The 16243-nt window shown below is 71.7% G+C and carries 13 protein-coding genes and 1 riboswitch; of the genes, 6 read left to right on the forward strand and 7 right to left on the reverse strand.

Annotated features, from left to right (window positions below):
• Positions 1-93: 93 nt before the first annotated feature.
• Positions 94-1383, forward strand: coding sequence for an ATP-binding protein (locus tag ACTMTU_RS13630; protein WP_159688413.1), 1290 nt, complete (start codon positions 94-96; stop codon positions 1381-1383).
• Positions 1380-2069 (forward strand): LuxR C-terminal-related transcriptional regulator, encoded by a 690-nt coding sequence (locus tag ACTMTU_RS13635; protein WP_307707843.1) that lies wholly within the window; start codon positions 1380-1382, stop codon positions 2067-2069. The genes ACTMTU_RS13630 and ACTMTU_RS13635 overlap by 4 nt, the downstream gene beginning before the upstream one ends.
• A gap of 16 nt (positions 2070-2085) precedes the next feature.
• On the opposite strand, the gene ACTMTU_RS13640 is transcribed toward ACTMTU_RS13635, so the two are convergent.
• Positions 2086-2838: a GNAT family N-acetyltransferase gene (locus tag ACTMTU_RS13640; RefSeq protein WP_441263745.1), complete on the reverse strand. Its 753-nt coding sequence runs from the start codon at positions 2836-2838 to the stop codon at positions 2086-2088.
• 122 nt (positions 2839-2960) lie between these two features.
• On the reverse strand, positions 2961-4019 hold the full coding sequence (locus ACTMTU_RS13645; protein ID WP_441263746.1) for an NlpC/P60 family protein: 1059 nt from the start codon (positions 4017-4019) through the stop codon (positions 2961-2963).
• Between the two features lie 342 nt (positions 4020-4361).
• Here ACTMTU_RS13645 and ACTMTU_RS13650 point away from each other — a divergent pair, with 342 nt between their 5' ends.
• Positions 4362-4715 carry a hypothetical protein gene (locus ACTMTU_RS13650; RefSeq protein ID WP_441263747.1) on the forward strand — a complete coding sequence of 118 codons (354 nt, stop codon included), beginning with the start codon at positions 4362-4364 and terminating at the stop codon, positions 4713-4715.
• A gap of 83 nt (positions 4716-4798) precedes the next feature.
• Here the strand turns inward: ACTMTU_RS13650 and ACTMTU_RS13655 are convergent, their stop codons facing one another.
• Complete coding sequence (locus tag ACTMTU_RS13655; protein ID WP_441263748.1) at positions 4799-5959, reverse strand: NlpC/P60 family protein; 1161 nt, start codon at positions 5957-5959, stop codon at positions 4799-4801.
• A 2-nt stretch (positions 5960-5961) separates the two neighbouring features.
• Positions 5962-6123, reverse strand: a riboswitch (cyclic di-AMP (ydaO/yuaA leader).
• 240 nt (positions 6124-6363) lie between these two features.
• Here ACTMTU_RS13655 and pcrA point away from each other — a divergent pair.
• A complete protein-coding gene (pcrA, locus tag ACTMTU_RS13660) occupies positions 6364-8799 on the forward strand; it encodes a DNA helicase PcrA (RefSeq protein WP_441263749.1) in 2436 nt (811 codons plus the stop codon).
• A 159-nt stretch (positions 8800-8958) separates the two neighbouring features.
• On the opposite strand, the gene ACTMTU_RS13665 is transcribed toward pcrA, so the two are convergent.
• Together ACTMTU_RS13665 and ACTMTU_RS13670 are read right to left on the reverse strand one after the other, a co-directional pair.
• Entirely contained in the window at positions 8959-10521 is a 1563-nt protein-coding gene (locus ACTMTU_RS13665; RefSeq protein WP_441263750.1) for a M23 family metallopeptidase, read from the reverse strand.
• Between the two features lie 232 nt (positions 10522-10753).
• Entirely contained in the window at positions 10754-11611 is an 858-nt protein-coding gene (locus ACTMTU_RS13670) for an esterase/lipase family protein (RefSeq protein ID WP_441263751.1), read from the reverse strand.
• A gap of 366 nt (positions 11612-11977) precedes the next feature.
• On the opposite strand from ACTMTU_RS13670, the gene ACTMTU_RS13675 reads away from it, so the two are divergent.
• Positions 11978-12391, forward strand: a complete 414-nt coding sequence (locus ACTMTU_RS13675) for a cobalamin B12-binding domain-containing protein (RefSeq protein WP_005313282.1) — start codon at positions 11978-11980, stop codon at positions 12389-12391.
• Positions 12392-12649: 258 nt separating this feature from the next.
• On the opposite strand, the gene ACTMTU_RS13680 is transcribed toward ACTMTU_RS13675, so the two are convergent.
• Positions 12650-14272 (reverse strand): DUF5691 domain-containing protein, encoded by a 1623-nt coding sequence (locus tag ACTMTU_RS13680; RefSeq protein ID WP_441263752.1) that lies wholly within the window; start codon positions 14270-14272, stop codon positions 12650-12652.
• Between the two features lie 15 nt (positions 14273-14287).
• Positions 14288-15664, reverse strand: coding sequence for an SWIM zinc finger family protein (locus tag ACTMTU_RS13685; RefSeq protein WP_441263753.1), 1377 nt, complete (start codon positions 15662-15664; stop codon positions 14288-14290).
• 134 nt (positions 15665-15798) lie between these two features.
• Between ACTMTU_RS13685 and ACTMTU_RS13690 the strand changes: the two genes are divergently transcribed.
• Entirely contained in the window at positions 15799-16221 is a 423-nt protein-coding gene (locus ACTMTU_RS13690) for an MmpS family transport accessory protein (RefSeq protein WP_441263754.1), read from the forward strand.
• The last annotated feature ends 22 nt before the right edge of the window (positions 16222-16243 follow it).

A 16243-nucleotide genomic window follows, 5' to 3' on the forward strand; every position in this document is an offset into this window, starting at 1 on the left:
GGCCGAGGGGCGCACCCGGGGATCCTGGGGATCAGGGACGGTTGGGGGACGACCCTGATACCGCGTCCCCTTCCGCCGTGTGACGATCGGTGCATGCCAGTCGCCACGCCCGGAACCACCGGCCCCTCGCGCGCCCCGCTGCCCGAGGAGCCGGCTCTGCGCAAGCTGTACCGCAGTGCCGACGGGCGGATGCTCGGCGGTGTGGCCCGCGGTCTGGCCGGTCACCTGGGGCTGCCCGTCATCTGGGTGCGCCTGGTCTTCCTCGGGCTGTTCCTGGCCGACGGCCTGGGCGCCGTGCTCTACGCGGTTTTCTGGATCGTCGTCCCCCTCGGGGTCGGCGGCCGGGCGGCGGAACCGCGCTCGGTGTTCGAGACCACGCCGGACGGACGCCGCCGGCTGCGCAAGCCGGACAAGGGCCAGCTGTTCGCGATGGTCGCCCTGCTCTTCGGGGCCGCGGTCTTCGTCGGCAACGTCGACATGCGCGGCAGCAACCGCTACGTCTGGCCGACGCTGCTCATCGGCGCGGGCGTGGTCCTGGTCTGGCGGCAGGCGGACAACGCCCGCCGCGCCCGCTGGACCGACGTGGGCCGTCGGCGGCGGCTGCTCCAACTGGCCAGGGCGCTGGCCGGCGTCGCCCTCGTCGGCATGGGCCTGACCGTCTTCATGGTGGTCCGCGGCTCTGCCGCCCAGCTCGGCAATGTGCTGACCGCCGCGGTCGCCGTCATCGCCGGGGTCGCCCTGCTCGCCGGCCCGTGGCTGGTGCGGATGACGCAAGACCTCTCCGAGGAGCGGACCATGCGCATCCGGGCCCAGGAACGGGCGGAGGTGGCCGCCCACGTCCACGACTCCGTCCTGCACACCCTGACCCTGATCCAGCGGAACGCCGACGACGCCGGCGAGGTGCGCCGGCTCGCCCGCGCCCAGGAACGCGAGCTGCGAAACTGGCTCTACAAGCCGGAGGGCACCGGTAAGGACGAGGACGAGGAGCCCGACACCCTCGCGGAGGCGGTCAAGAAGGCGGCCGCCGAGGTCGAGGACAAGCACGGGGTCCCGCTCGAGGTCGTCGTCGTCGGCGACTGCCCGCTCGACGACAAACTGGGCGCACAGATGCAGGCCGCCCGCGAAGCGATGGTCAACGCCGCCAAGTACGGTGGCGCGGGAGGGGCGGTGCAGGTGTACGCGGAGGTCGAGGGCCGTACGGTCTTCGTGTCCGTACGGGACCGGGGGCCGGGATTCGACCTGGACGCCGTACCGGAGGACCGGATGGGTGTCAGGGAGTCGATCATCGGGCGCATGCAGCGCAACGGCGGGACGGCACGACTGCGCTCCGTGCCCGGAGGGGGCACGGAAGTGGAGCTCGAGATGGAGAGGGCGGACGGATGACCGAGGCGGCCGGAGAGACCACAGAACGTCGGGTGCGGGTCGTACTCGTCGACGACCACCGGATGTTCCGCACGGGAGTGCAGGCCGAGATCGGGCAGACCGAGCGCACGGGCGTCGAGGTCGTGGGGGAGGCCGCCGACGTCGACCAGGCGGTCACCGTGATCACGGCGACCCGCCCCGAGGTCGTCCTTCTCGACGTGCACCTGCCCGGCGGCGGCGGGGTGGAGGTGCTGCGGCGTTGCGCCTCGCTGATGGCGGCGGCGGAGAACCCGGTGCGGTTCCTTGCGCTTTCGGTGTCCGACGCGGCGGAGGACGTGATCGGCGTCATCCGCGGCGGCGCCCGTGGCTACGTCACCAAGACGATCACCGGCAGCGACCTGGTCGACTCGATCTTCCGGGTGCAGGACGGCGACGCGGTGTTCTCGCCGCGGCTGGCCGGCTTCGTGCTGGACGCCTTCGCCTCGACGGACGCGCCGCCGGTCGACGAGGACCTGGACCGGCTGACCCAGCGGGAGCGGGAGGTGCTTCGGCTCATCGCGCGCGGATACGCGTACAAGGAGATCGCCAAGCAGCTCTTCATCTCGGTGAAGACGGTCGAGTCGCACGTGTCCGCGGTGCTGCGCAAGCTTCAGCTGTCCAACCGGCACGAGCTCACCCGGTGGGCGACGGCGCGGCGCCTGGTGTGACGCGCCGGCCGCCGCGTCAGGTCAGGGACATGTCGGTCTTGTTGCCGACCCTGACGTAGCCGACGGCGGCGTAGACCCGTTCGACGTCCGCGTCGCCGGGCTCCAGCCACACGGTCCGGCAGCCGGCGTCGAAGGCCTTCGCGGTCAGGAACGCGGAGAACGCCGCGCCGATGCCCCTCCGGCGGTGGGTCGCGGCGACCGCGAGTCCGGTCAGCTCGCAGAGACCGTCGACCGGGACCGAGCAGCTGCCGGCCGCGACCGGGGTGCCGTCGGTGTCGTCCGTGGCCAGAGCCGCGACGCCGCCGCCCTCCACCACGTTCCGCAGTGCGCCGATCTCGCCCTCCGTCGCCTCGCCCTCGAAGCCGTATCCGGCATGCTGCACCCCGGCCGCGGCCCGGTAACCGGCCTCGTCCGACACGACGGTGAAGGTGATCCCCGGCACCGGCGGTGTCACGAGCGCGTCGGGAGAACAGGCGAGCAGCGGTGCGCGGCGCTCGACCGTGAAACCGGCCGCCAGCAGGGCCGGTTCGACGTCCGGCGCGCAGGACGGCAGGAACTCCAGACGCGGCAGCCGCTCCTTCTCGCGGAACACCTCGATCAGGGCCCGGATGTCGTCCGCCGTCGGACTGGCGGCATGATCGGGCACGGCGTAATTGACGGGCGGGATGGGCCAGTCGGCGTTGTAGCGCACCGTGAAGGGGCCCACACGTAAGTGGCCGGGTGAGCGGAGTGCGAGCGTGCGCACATAGTTCTGGACGTCGAGGTCCACGTACGGCTCCTGCTGGTCGAGGCTGGAACGGACCCCGGGATGGTGGCACCGGCCCGGGGAACGGGCAACCGGATTAAGGGGCGACAGCCGGTTTCAAGGGGCGGGCCGCCGTGCTCGCCGGGTCACGCGGGGCGGGTCGCTCCCGCGAACGGCATCTGGTCGATCGGCGCCACCCGCACCGGAGCTCCGGGGCGCGGGGCGTGGATCATCTGCCCGCCGCCGATGTAGAGGCCGACGTGCGAGACGCCGGAGTAGAAGAAGACCAGGTCACCCGGTGCCAGTTGGGAACGGGGCACCCGCGCCCCGGCGTTGATCTGGGTGTACGTGGTGCGCGGCAGTGAGACCCCGGCGGAACGCCAGGCGGCCTGGGTCAGCCCGGAGCAGTCGTAGGACCCGGGGCCCGTCGCCCCCCACACGTAGGGCTTGCCGATCGCTCCGTACGCGTAGGCGACGGCCTGCGCCGCGCGGCTGTTCGGGGCCTTCAGGGTGCCGCGCGGAGTGCCGGCGCGGTCCGCCCGCGCCGGTCCGTCCGACTCGGTGCCGCCGTTGTAGCGGGCCCGCTGCTCGGCGGTCAGCCGGGCCAGCAGGCGTTCCGCGGCGGCGAGTCTGCTTCGCACGGCGGCCTTGTGGCCGGCCAGTTCCTTGCGATGCGCCTCGAGTTGGGCGATACGGTCACCGGCCTGGGCCTTGAGCTGTGCGAGATCCCGCAACTGCCGCCGCACGTCGGAGACCGCGGCGGCCTGGAGCGCTCCGGTCCGTTCCGCGACGGCGGCGCGCCGGAGGTACTCCTCCGGGTCGGAGGTCAGCGCGAGCCGCAGACCGGGGTCCATGCCGCCGTCGCGGTACTGGGCGGTGGCGAGGGAACCGAGGGCGTTGCGGGAGGTGTTGAGACTCTCGGTCCGGCGTGCGGCCTCGTCGCGCAGCGAGTCCAGCGATCTGCGGGCGCTCTCCACCCGTTCCCTGGCGCCGTTGTGCTTCTCGGTGGCGACCTCCGCCTCCTGGTACAGCTTGTCCACCTCGGCCTGGATCTGCGCGGGGGTGAGGACCGGTTCCGCGTGTCCCGTGCCGTCGAACGCGGTCGTGGCCGCCGCGCCCGCCAGAGCGAGCGTGACCGCGGTACGGGCGGCGGGTCCGTCGAGCCGGCGTCCACGGGGCTTTCGGTGTTCCCGGTGTGCTGCCACGAGGGCTTCCACGTCCTTCCGTCGTCCCTGCCGCCGCACCTGCGTCCTGCGGCGGCCGCACGGGGAAGCGGTCCGCCGCAGGACCTTCCGGCGGTGGCGGCCGAGTGCCGTCCGGCTGTACGACGGCTCGCGGGGAGTCGGCCACCTGAGGGAGGACGCTAGGCCCCGTGTCGACGGGGGCGGGACACAACGACCGTAAATCTCCGAAAATGGGCGTCCGGCAGCCATTGATGAACGTCCGGACGTCGTCGCGGACGCGCATCGGTCGGTCCCCCGACCGATGCCGCGGACAGGGCCACCTGCCCGGCCGACGGTGGTATGGGCCGGGCTAGGCTCCGGGCCATGGACGTACTCATCAATGTCTTCGTCGCACTGCACATCATCGGCATCGCCTCGCTGCTGGGCGGGTTCCTGACCCAGATGAAGGCGATGGGCGAGGGCACCGCCCGCTTCGGTCCCGCGATGCTGCACGGTGCGCTGACCATGCTGGTCACCGGTGTGGCCCTGGTGGGTCTGAACCAGGCGGACGACCAGACGGTCAACAACCTCAAGATCGGCATCAAGCTGGCGGTGCTGGTCGTGATCCTCGGCCTCGTGTACGTCAAGAGGGACGAGGAGCAGGTCGACAAGGCGCTCTTCGGCGCGGTGGGCGGCTTGACCGTCGCCAACATCTTCATCGCCACGCTCTGGACCTGACCCGCGCGCGGACATGACGGTGCCCGGACGGCTCGGCCGCCCGGGCACTGGTGCGTCCGGCCTCGTGCCGGTCCCGCCGGGCCTCAGGCGGGGCGGACGCTGCCGTAGATCGGCATGTAGTAGATGGACTCCTCGCGGACGTTCGTGCCCGGCTTGGGCGCGTGGATCATCTTGCCGTCGCCGATGTAGATGCCGACGTGGCTGATGTCGTCGTAGAAGAAGACCAGGTCGCCGGGGAGCAGGTCGGCCGTCTCGACACGGGTGCCGACCTTCACCTGGTCCCAGGTGGTGCGCGGCAGGTCCACCTCCGCCGCCTTCCACGCGGCCGCGGTGAGGCCGGAGCAGTCGTACGAGCTCGGGCCCGTCGCGCCCCAGACGTAGGGCTTGCCGATCTGGGCACGGGCGAACGCGAGGACCTTGTCGGCCTTGGCCGCGTACGTGCCGTCGTCGGTGCCGGTGCCGGTCCCCGGGTCGGTGGTGCCTGTTTCCGGGGTGGTCTCGCGCTCCTGCTGCTGCCGCTCGGCCTCCGCCCGGGCCGCCGCCTCCGCCTTCGCCTTGGCCTCGGCCTTGCGACGCGCCTCCTCCTCCTTCTCCCGCTCGATCGCGGCGAGGCGTGCCTTCTCCTCCGCCGTCAGTTCGGAGAGCAGGGCGCGTGCCTCCGCGAGCTTCGTCTGCACCGTCTGCTTGCTGGTGCGCAGGGCCTCCTGGGAGTCCGTGAGGGACTCGAGGCGCTTGGTGGCCTCCGCGCGCTGCTTCGCGGCCGCGGCCCGTTCGGTCTCGTACTCGCTGACGGCCCTGCGCTGCTGGTCCGTCATCCGGTCCATCAGCTGGGTCTGGTCGAAGTACGCCTGGGGGCTGTCCGCGAACATCAGCGCGGCGGTGGGGGTGACGGAACCGGTGCGGTACTGCGCTGCCGCGTAGTTGCCGAGGGCGCGGCGGGACTCGTTCAGCTTCTCCGTGCGATCGGCCGCCTCGTCGAGCAGCCGGTCGACCTCCTGGCGCTTCTCCGCCGTGGCTTCCTTCGCCTTGTTGAACTCCTGCGTCGCGCTGCCGGCCTGCCGGTACAGGTCGTCGACCTTCTTCTGCACCTCTTCGATGCTGGGCTTCGGGTCGGACGGCGCGGCGGTGGCGCTCTGTGTGGAGAGCAGCGTCACACCGGCGAGGGCGGCCGTGGTGAATCCGACGGCGGTGGACGGTTTTGCGGTACGGCTGCGGGGCTTGCGATGCGACGCCAAGGCCGGCATCTCCTTCTTCCGTGGACCGCCTACCGGGTTAGCTGTCGGGTTCGGGCGAACGGAAGACGCCCTACGGACCGAGCGGGGCACGGTCCGATTCACCCCGGTGGTGCTTGGTGGGTCCCCGGTTCCGAACTCCCTCGGGAGAAGCCCGGATTCGGCGCAGGCCGCCCGTTCGGCGTGGTTCGCCGGGAGGGATGCGGGCCGCCTGGTCGAGCACGCTAGCCAACTCGTGCGTCTGCTGTGAAGGTTGATGTTCGATATGTCCGATACATTTTCGTGACCTTTTTCGGGGGCGGGTCGCCGGCCCGGCCGACGGTCGCCCCGCGGATCCGACCTGTCACATACCGTGGCGCCCCCGGTGTCCCGGTGCGGCCACGGTTGTCGGTCCGGCCGCCTAGACTCGTTAAGCGATGAGCAGCCTCTTTGACGACAGCTTCCTGGCGGACCTCCGGCCCGACGCGGACGGGCCCCCGCCGCCGCCCGAGGACCCGGCTCCGGAGCAGCTTCCGGACGACCTCTTCCAGGGCGCCTTCGACGTGCCTCCGGCCCGCGACGGGTACTACCGCGACGGCGCGCCGCGCCCTGTCGTGGACCCCGCCGCCCTGCTCGACGGGCTGAACGAGCAGCAGCGCGCCGCCGTCGTGCACACAGGGTCACCGCTGCTCATCGTCGCCGGCGCCGGCTCCGGCAAGACCAGGGTGCTCACCCATCGCATCGCCCACCTGCTGGGCACGCGCCGGGTCCACCCCGGCCAGATACTGGCGATCACCTTCACCAACAAGGCCGCCGGCGAGATGAAGGAACGCGTCGAGCAGCTGGTGGGCCCGCGCGCCAACGCGATGTGGGTCATGACCTTCCACAGCGCCTGCGTCCGCATCCTGCGCCGCGAGTCCAAGAAGCTGGGCTTCACCTCGTCGTTCTCGATCTACGACGCGGCGGACTCGAAGCGCCTGATGTCGCTGGTCTGCCGTGATCTCGACCTCGACCCGAAGAAGTTCCCGCCGAAGTCCTTCAGCGCCAAGATCTCGAACCTGAAGAACGAGCTGATCGACGAGGAGACCTTCGCCGACCAGGCCGTCGACGGATTCGAGAAGACGCTCGCCGAGGCGTACCGGATGTACCAGGCCCGGCTGCGCGAGGCCAATGCCCTGGACTTCGACGACATCATCATGACCACCGTCCATCTGCTCCAGGCGTTCCCGGACGTCGCGGAGCACTACCAGCGGCGGTTCCGGCACGTCCTCGTCGACGAGTACCAGGACACCAACCACGCTCAGTACACGCTCGTGCGCGAGCTGGTGGGCAAGGGGTACGAGGACCTGGAGCCGGCGGAGCTGTGCGTGGTCGGTGACGCCGACCAGTCGATCTACGCCTTCCGCGGCGCGACCATCCGCAACATCCTCCAGTTCGAGGAGGACTACCCGGACGCGACGACGATCCTGCTGGAGCAGAACTACCGCTCCACCCAGACGATCCTCTCCGCCGCCAACGCCGTCATCGAGCGCAACGAGTCCCGCCGCCCCAAGAACCTGTGGACGAACGCCGGCGCCGGCGCCCAGATCACCGGTTACGTCGCGGACACCGAGCACGACGAGGCACAGTTCGTCGCCGACGAGATCGACCGGCTCACGGACACGGGCGAGGCGAAGGCCGGCGACGTCGCCGTCTTCTACCGCACGAACGCCCAGTCGCGTGTCTTCGAGGAGATCTTCATCCGCGTCGGCCTGCCCTACAAGGTCGTCGGCGGTGTGCGCTTCTACGAACGCAAGGAGGTCCGCGATGTGCTGGCCTACCTGCGGGTCCTCGCCAACCCCGAGGACAACGTCCCGCTGCGCCGCATCCTGAACGTGCCCAAGCGCGGCATCGGCGAGCGCGCGGAGGCGATGATCGACGCCCTCGCGCTGCGCGAGAAGATCACCTTCCCGCAGGCGCTGCGCCGTGTCGACGAGGCGTACGGCATGGCGGCCCGCTCGGCCAACGCGGTCAAGCGGTTCAACGTGCTGATGGAGGAGCTGCGCACGATCGTCGACTCGGGCGCGGGCCCGGCCGTCGTGCTGGAGGCCGTGCTGGAGCGGACCGGTTATCTCGCGGAGCTCCAGGCGTCCACGGACCCCCAGGACGAGACGCGTATCGAGAACCTCCAGGAACTCGCCGCCGTGGCGCTCGAGTTCGAGCAGGCCCGGGGCGACGAGGAGGGCACCGGCACACTCGCCGAATTCCTCGAGCAGGTGGCGCTCGTCGCCGACTCCGACCAGATCCCCGACGAGGACGAAGAGGGCACCGGGGTCATCACGCTGATGACCCTGCACACCGCCAAGGGCCTCGAGTTCCCTGTCGTGTTCCTCACCGGCATGGAGGACGGCGTCTTCCCGCACATGCGGGCCCTCGGGCAGACGAAGGAGCTCGAGGAGGAGCGGCGCCTGGCCTATGTGGGCATCACTCGCGCCCGTGAGCGGCTCTATCTGACCCGGTCCTCGATGCGCAGCGCCTGGGGACAGCCGTCGTACAACCCGCCGTCGCGGTTCCTCGAGGAGATCCCCGGTCAGCACCTGACCTGGAAGCGGACGGGTCCGATGGCGGCCCCCGCCGGACCGACGTCCGGCATCGCCTCTTCGCTGTCGTCCTCCCGTTCGCGCGGCGGCGCCTCCGGCTTCGCCACGCGGCGGACGAGCGACAAGCCGGTGATCTCGCTGGCCGTGGGCGACCGGGTCACGCACGACCAGTTCGGCCTGGGGACCGTGGTCGAGGTCAAGGGTTCGGGGTCCGAGGCGCAGGCGACGATCGACTTCGGGGACGAGAAGCCGAAGAGGCTGCTGCTCAGGTACGCCCCGGTCGAGAAGCTCTGACGACGGTGTTCGGCCCCTGCTGGGGCCGGCACGCCGGACATGCCAAGACGCGGACGTCAGGCGTGTGCGGACATCTGTCTCCACGACCGTGCGCACAGGGGCACGCCGACGCCCGTCCGTGCGGGCAGGCTTGACGCGGCTTCGACGGGCAGGCCGGGTCTATGCGGGATCGAGGCCGTGGCTGCGCAGCCAGGGCAGCGGGTCTATGGCCGCGCCGCCGCCGGGCCGGACCTCGAAGTGGAGGTGCGGTCCGGTGGAGTTGCCCGAATTGCCCGAGTAGGCGATGACGTCACCGGCCTTGACGTAGCCGCTGCGGATCTTGGTGCTGCTCAGGTGGCAGTACCAGGTCTCCGTGCCGTCGGCCGCGGTCACGATGGCCATGTTGCCGTAGGCGCTGTTCCACTGGGTGCGGACGGTGCCGTCCGTCGCGGCCATGACCTCGGTGCCGTACTGGACGGGGAAGTCGATGCCGCTGTGCAGAGACATCCAGTTGACGCCGGACTGGCCGTAGTACGCGCTGAGTCCGTCCTGCTTCACCGGCAGCACGAACTTGGGGCGGAGCGCCTCGCGGCGGGCTGCCTCTTCCTCGCGCTTCTTCTTCTCCGCCGCCTGGCGCGCCTTGAGGTCGATGCGTTCCTGGGTGCGGGAGGCCCGGTCCCCGAAGTCACGGGCGTCGGCGCTGAGCGCGGCGAGCTGCGTGTCCATGGCGTTGTTGGCGGCGACCGGCTGCACGGAGGCGGGGTCGGCGGCTGCCACGTTGGTCTTGTCGTCCGTCGTCCCGCTCTCGCCGCCGAGGCCGCTGACGGACGCGGCGGCGATGCCGGCGACGCCCATGACACAGGCGGAGGGAACGGCGACGGTGAGGAGCGCCGAGCGCTTGGCGGGGGTGCGGCGGCGGCCGCGGCTGCCGCCGGAGCGACGGACCGGGCGGGGCGAGACGGGTGTGGCGGGCACGGCGGTCATGGTCCGGGTCATCGCGTCGTGATCCGGAACGTCGTCGCTCTGCGGAGCGTCCGGGTCGGCGTCGGCCTCAGTGCCGTACTCGGCCTCGTATCCGGTTTCGGCGTCCGCCGCCGCGGCCTCGGGATCGGCGTCCTGCGGTGCCTCGAAGGTGTAGCCGTACGTTTCGCCTGCTTCGTACCCAGGTGCTTCGTACCCCGGGCCGGTCTCGTACGCCTCGCCGGTCTCGTGCGCCGGGAGCGGCTCGTAGGCGTCGCCCGTCGGGTACGCGCCGTAGGTCTCGTACGTCTCGTAGCCGGCCTGCGGGGTGAACTGCTGCTCCGGCGCGAACTGTTGCGGAACGAGTCCTTCGGGCGTGGCCGTTGCGGAGTTCCAGGCCGTGGCGTCGTAGGCGCCGCTGTCGAAGGTGCCGGGCGCCCACTGGGCGGTCGCGTCCACGGCGAAGGCCGCGGCGGCCGTCTCGTACTGGCCGGCGCCGCCCGCCTCGTTCCAGGCGCTCGCGTCCCACTGGCCGGTGGTGTCGTACTGCGCGTACTGCTGCTGCTCGTACTGCGCGTCGTACGAGGGCTGTTGGGCCTGCTGGGCCGTCGCGTAGGCGTCGTGCCCGGTGCTTCCGTCGCCGCCGGCGTTCCACTGGGACGAGTCGTACTGGCCGCTGTGGCCCGCCTCGTAACTTCCCGGCATGGCGCCGAAGAGCGGGTCGGAGTCGAAGCTGCCGGTGGCGTACCCGCCGTACCCGGCGTTGGTGTGCTGGTCGTTCACCAACTTCTCTCTCGCCTCGACAGCAGGACCTGTTTCCGGAGCCACCTGTTTGCACAGGGGGTCCCAGGGGGAAGCAGTGGCGCGACTGTACCCGGCGGTACGCGACGGCGACAATCTTCGGAGGCATCTACGCAATCAGGAAACGGGCATTCAGTCGCGTTTCGGCGGCCCAAGGGCAGAGCTTTGGCCCTACGTTCGAGAAGTGTTCGATGAATCGGTCTCGAAGGGCACCTCAAGCGACGGACGCGGCGCCCGGAGAAGAGCCCGCTTCCGACACGCCCGACTCGAGAGCCTCGCGGATGCCGTCGGCGACGGCGGGGTGAACAGGCAGTGCGAGATGGCCGATTCCGCTCACTCGCACGTTCTGCACGAGAAGGTCCGGATGGTCGAGGCGGGCCGTCTCCACCGGCGACATGATCCGGTCCAGATCGCTCCAGAAGCTGACGAACCGGGTGCGGCAGCCGGGCGCGGGCATGCGCAGCTCCTCGATCACCGGCGAATCCGGCCGCATCTGCCGCACGATCGGGTGGGCGCTCGCGAGCGGGGCGACGGCCGTGCCCGAGTGCGGGGTGCCGAGCGTGACGAGCGTGCGGACGCGGTTGTCGCCGCCCAGGCGCTGGACGTAGTAGCGGGCGATCAGACCGCCCAGGCTGTGCCCGACGATGTCGATCTCGGGGTGGCCGGTGCGGGCGCAGATCTCCTCGACATGGCGGCCGAGCAGATCGGCGGCGGCACGGATGTCGCAGGTGAGCGGCGAGTAGTTGAGGCACTCGACATGGCGCGAGCCCTGCCGGGCGAGGGCGCGGCGGAGCAGCACGAACACCGAACGGTTGTCGACGAAGCCGTGGAGCAGGACGGTGGGGACGGCGTCCGGTGTGCCGGGCAGGCGGCGCGCGGCCCCGGCGCCCGCACGGGCGCCGTCGTCGGTTCCCGCGTGGGGACGCGGGCGGGGGCGGCGCTCCGGGGTGAGGCCGGTCGGATAGAGCAGCAGGTGCCCGGCCAGGATCGCCAGCTCCAGAACGGTCGCGCGCAACAACGCGGCGGACCACTTCACCGGCAGCGTCATGGGAAAGGGAGGCAGGACCCTCATGACGACCTCCTCCCGTACGGCACGACGGGGGCGGCTCTGCCCCGCGTGCCCTCATGGGAAGCGCGCTCGGACCGGCGCGGTCGTCTGCCCGCGCCGCCGGTGTCGCACCACCGTGCCGTGCGGCTGTCGGCACGGTGGTGCGACGACCCGTTGTGGACCTTCGGCGGCTCCCCGTGCGACCGTGCCCGCGGGGCCGCGCGTGGGTGGCGCGCTGCCTGAAGCCGGTACGAACGCTCGGCGAAAAATGTCCTACGTGTGATTTCCCCCTCCCCGCGCACCGCGAAACGGCCGGTTGCGGGATGCTGGAGATAACGTTCGTTCACTCTTCGCGCGCCCTCACGGGCCGCGGGGACCCAGGAGGCAGTGATGGGTGTGACTGGTCCGATCCGCGTGGTGGTGGCCAAGCCGGGTCTCGACGGCCACGACCGCGGGGCCAAAGTGATCGCGCGGGCGCTGCGCGACGCCGGTATGGAGGTCATCTACACCGGGCTCCACCAGACACCGGAGCAGATCGTCGACACGGCTATCCAGGAGGACGCCGACGCGATCGGTCTGTCGATCCTCTCCGGAGCGCACAACACGCTCTTCGCCAAGGTCATCGAGCTTCTCAAGGAGCGCGAGGCGGAAGACATCAAGGTCTTCGGCGGCGGGATCATCCCGGAGGCGGACATCGCACCGCTGAAGGAGCAGGGCGTCGCGGAGATCTTCACGCCCGGCGCGACGACGGCGTCGATCGTGGACTGGGTCAACGCGAACGTCCGGGCGACCGCGGAGGCGTAGTCGGCGGCGCGGTCGGGTTTGCGCGCTGCGCCGCCGGGCCACTGAGCGGCGTGACGTGGTCGGCGCGGCCGGGCCGGGGGTGCGCACCTGCCGGGGCGCGCCGGTACGCCCGCGCCGCGCACCCACGCCTGCACCCCGAACCCGCACCGCGCCCGCACCGCCCGAGCCCGCGCCGGCCCCGCGTTCCGGCGGGGGCCGGACACCCGGGCCGGCCGGACGCCTGCCGCACAGGCCTGCGCGCCGGGGCGGCCCGGGCGGTCAGGCTCCGGCGAGTTCCTCGTGCATCGCCGCCCGCAGGCGCAGCGTCGAGACCAGGCGCTGGAACGCTTCCGACCAGTAGCCGCCCGCGCCCGGTGACGCGTCCTCCTTTTCGTCCGGTACGGCCGTGAGAACCTCCAGCCGGTCCGCCTCTTCCGGCGACAGGCAGCGTTCCGCCAGGCCCATCACACCGCTGAAGCTCCACGGGTAGCTGCCCGCGTCCCGCGCGATGTCGAGCGCGTCGACGACCGCCCGGCCGAGCGGTGCCGCCCATGGCACCGTGCACACACCGAGCAGCTGGAACGCTTCCGACAGGCCGTGCGCCGCTATGAACTCGGCCACCCATGCGGCCCGTTCGTCGTCGGACAGGGCGGCGAGGAGCTTCGACCGCTCGGCCGGCGAGGTCGTCCCCGGGCCGGTCGACGGTGGTGCGGCGGGCGTGCCGAGCAGGGCGCGCGACCAGTCGGCGTCGTGCTGCCGTACCGCTGCCCGGCACCAGGCCGCGTGCAGTTCGTCCGCCCAGCCGTCGGACACCGGCAGTGCGACGATCTCGCGCACCGAGCGCCCGCCCAGCCGGTCCGGCCAGACAGAGAGAGGGGCGGCCTCCACCAGCTGGCCGAGCCACCAGGACCGTTCGCCGCGGCCTGACGGCGGGGCCGGGACGATGCCGTCACGCTGCATGTCCGCGTCGCATTCATGGGGCGCCTCCACGACGATCATCGCTTCGGCGCCGCCGCTGCGGTCCATGGAGACGCACGACGCGGCACGCGCCGCCATGCGGCCGGCGAGCGCGGAATGCGGCAGGGCGGAGAGGAGTTCGGCGGCCGTGGAGCGGACGTTGCGGCTGCGGTCGGACAACGCCTGTTCCAGGAAAGGCTCGTCCGCGTCGGACAGTCCCGACCGCAGGGAGTCGAGGAACATGAGCCGGTCCTCCGCCCGCTCGGTGGCCCATGTCGAGGCGAGCAACTCCAGTGCGGAGCCGGCGTCGTGGACGCGCAGACCCGCGAGCAGCGCGACGCGTTCGGCGAACAGGCCTTCCTCCCACAGCTTCCGCACGGCCTCCCCGTCGTCCATGTCCGGCAGCGTGGAGCCCGCGGACCCGCCTCGCAGCGCGAACTTCCACTCCGGGTTCAGCCGGGCGAGCCACAGTCCGCGCGGCCCGGCGAACGTCAGCGCATGGGGGCGCAGGTCCGTGCGGGCACGGGCCGCGTCGAGCAGCGCGGGCAGCACGGACGCCGGTGCCTGGTAGCCGTGCTCGTTGGCGGCGGCGAGCCATTGGGGGAGCAGCTCGGTCAGGTCCGGGGCGGTGCCGCGCCTGCCCCCTGAGCCCGAGGAACCGGAACGGTCGGCCAGCAGCTGGACGAGCCGTCGCCGCGCGGCCGGCGGCAGGGCACGGCGCCCGTCGTGCGGCGCCGGCTCCGGCAACGTGCCGCCCGCCTTCGGCGGCGCGGGACTCAGCCCTGCGCGGCGCCGCACGGTGTGCAGGGCGGCCGCGTCGAGCAGGGCGGCGGGCGCGTCCTTGCCGGCGGGTGTCGTACCGGTCGGCGGTGTCCGGCGGTCGGTGCCGAGCAGTGCCGAGGTGACGAGCTCTTCCCACGGCGACGCACTGGCGGTGGTGGTCATGAGGTCTCCCTACGTTCAGATCAGCGGGACCGTCTCGGACATGTCCTCCGGCCAAGCCGTCAACGGCATGAAGCCGCGGTGGCCGAACTCGCCGAACACGGTGACCGGCCGGCCGCCGGCGAGGGCCACGAGCTTCCACAGGCCCGGGCGGGTGAGCGCCGCGGCGGCGACGGGCAGCGCCGCGCCGCCGTCGGCGTCGACGAGCTGCCATCCCGTCCCGTCGGGCACGGGGATGACGCCGGTGAGCGTGACCGGCCAGGAATCCAGCCACGGGTCGTCGCGCAGGGCCTGCCCGTACGCGTCGGCCGCCGAGGCGCACGGCCCGCCCGGCGGCGGTGTGTCGATGGCGACGGGTGGGCCGAACTGCGTGCCCAGTTCCGCCCTCGGCCGGCCGGCGCCGTGCGGAGTGACCTCGGCGTCGATCATCAGCCCTACCGGCAGGGCGAGTTGCGGAGGTCTGCCCGCCGCGCCGAAGGACAGTAGCAGCGCCGTGCGCTCCGACTCCCGCCCGTGCAGCCAGACGCGCCGGGTGGTGAGCTTGCCGTCGGCCGAGTCGTACTGGGCGAGGACCAGCCACTGGTCCCGGACCGCGGGGCCTTCCGCGGCCGACGGCAGGCCGACCCTGCCACGGACGGTGGCGGCCAGCGCCTCGGGCAGCCGCTCGCGACCCAGCCAGGCGGAGTCCAGCAGATGGATCAGGGAGCATTCCTCCAGCAGCCGCACCGGCCAGCCGGGCCCGGAGCCCGGGATCGCGCCGAGCTCCCTGACACGCGCTGCGAGGCCCGGGGCCTGGGCGTCGACCATGCGTGCGGCGGTCTCCTCCCAGAGCCCGTATCCGGACCGCTCCGTGGCCGCGAGACCGCCGCGCAGCAGGTCGGCGAGCCGCTGTTCCAGTTCCGTGGCGCCCGCGGTGATCCGCTCCGCCCTGCGCTCCGCCCGCCGCCTGGCCGCCTCCGGGTCGGCGCTCTTCGCGCCGGAGCCGGTGCCCGGCTGTTCCTTGGCCGCCGCGCGGTTCCTGCGTCCCGACAGCCATTCGTCCGCCCACTCCGGCACCTCGGAGTGCGCGACGGTCTGCTCGTCGCACGCCCAGAGCAGCAGCAGCCCCAGCGCGTGCTTGCACGGGAACTTCCGGCTCGGGCAACTGCACTTGTATGCCGGGCCGGTGGTGTCCACGACCGTCTGGTACGGCTTGCTGCCGCTGCCCTTGCACAGGCCCCACACGGCACCGGACGGGTCGCAGCCCGCGCCCGACCAGGGACCGGCCGCCCCGAGCTTGCTTCCCGCCTTGCGTGATGCGTCATCAGGAGCCAGCGACAGCACCTGCTCCGCGGCCCAGCGTGCCACCCCTTGATCCATGGAGGCAGGGGCCGTTCCCCCGTTTGAAAGCAGCATGGGAACGACGCTACGGGGGACCACTGACAATCGCTCTGACCTGCGAATCCGCCCCTGTCGAGGGGGTGTTGGCCCGCGCCGGCTTTGCTACTTTTGACGCAGTGTCGAATTCGGAAGATCCGGGGGGATCCAGCATGAAGCGCTCCATCCGTACGGCGGTCCGCGCCGTCACAGCCACCGGCATCGCGGCCGGTCTGGCCTTCGGTCTCACCGCCTGCTCCGAAGCGGTCGAACAGGTGGACAAGGCGGTCGACGAGAAGTACGAGGTGACGTACGAGGTCACCGGCAAGAACGTCGACTCGATCCAGTACCACGGCGGTGGCGGCGAGGCGATGAACCCGAAGATCGAGACGGTGGACAAGCCCACCCTGCCGTGGACGAAGACGGTCACGCTGCGCGGCATCATGCCCGCCGCGGTGATGCCGGTCGCCGCCGACCTCACCGGCACCGAGGTCACGTGCAGAATCACGCACAAGGGCAAGGTGCTGAAGGAGGAGACGGGCGAGGGCCTGGCCACCGCGGGAGGCTGCATCGCGGAGTCCCCGGTCGGCGGCTGACTCCCTCTGTCCACACCGGCTT

Origin of the sequence: Streptomyces sp. OZ13 (genome assembly GCF_052068155.1) — a bacterium.
Classification (GTDB): Bacteria; Actinomycetota; Actinomycetes; order Streptomycetales; family Streptomycetaceae; genus Streptomyces.

Excerpts from the sequence above, each read along its gene's own strand:
- ACTMTU_RS13630 (WP_159688413.1), top strand. The coding sequence starts at position 94 with ATGCCAGTCGCCACGCCCGGAACCACCGGCCCCTCGCGCGCCCCGCTG.
- ACTMTU_RS13635 (WP_307707843.1), top strand. The coding sequence starts at position 1,380 with ATGACCGAGGCGGCCGGAGAGACCACAGAACGTCGGGTGCGGGTCGTA.
- ACTMTU_RS13650 (WP_441263747.1), top strand. The coding sequence starts at position 4,362 with ATGGACGTACTCATCAATGTCTTCGTCGCACTGCACATCATCGGCATC.
- ACTMTU_RS13655 (WP_441263748.1), bottom strand. The coding sequence starts at position 5,959 with ATGCCGGCCTTGGCGTCGCATCGCAAGCCCCGCAGCCGTACCGCAAAA.
- pcrA (WP_441263749.1), top strand. The coding sequence starts at position 6,364 with ATGAGCAGCCTCTTTGACGACAGCTTCCTGGCGGACCTCCGGCCCGAC.
- ACTMTU_RS13670 (WP_441263751.1), bottom strand. The coding sequence starts at position 11,611 with ATGAGGGTCCTGCCTCCCTTTCCCATGACGCTGCCGGTGAAGTGGTCC.
- ACTMTU_RS13675 (WP_005313282.1), top strand. The coding sequence starts at position 11,978 with ATGGGTGTGACTGGTCCGATCCGCGTGGTGGTGGCCAAGCCGGGTCTC.
- ACTMTU_RS13680 (WP_441263752.1), bottom strand. The coding sequence starts at position 14,272 with ATGACCACCACCGCCAGTGCGTCGCCGTGGGAAGAGCTCGTCACCTCG.
- ACTMTU_RS13685 (WP_441263753.1), bottom strand. The coding sequence starts at position 15,664 with ATGCTGCTTTCAAACGGGGGAACGGCCCCTGCCTCCATGGATCAAGGG.
- ACTMTU_RS13690 (WP_441263754.1), top strand. The coding sequence starts at position 15,799 with ATGAAGCGCTCCATCCGTACGGCGGTCCGCGCCGTCACAGCCACCGGC.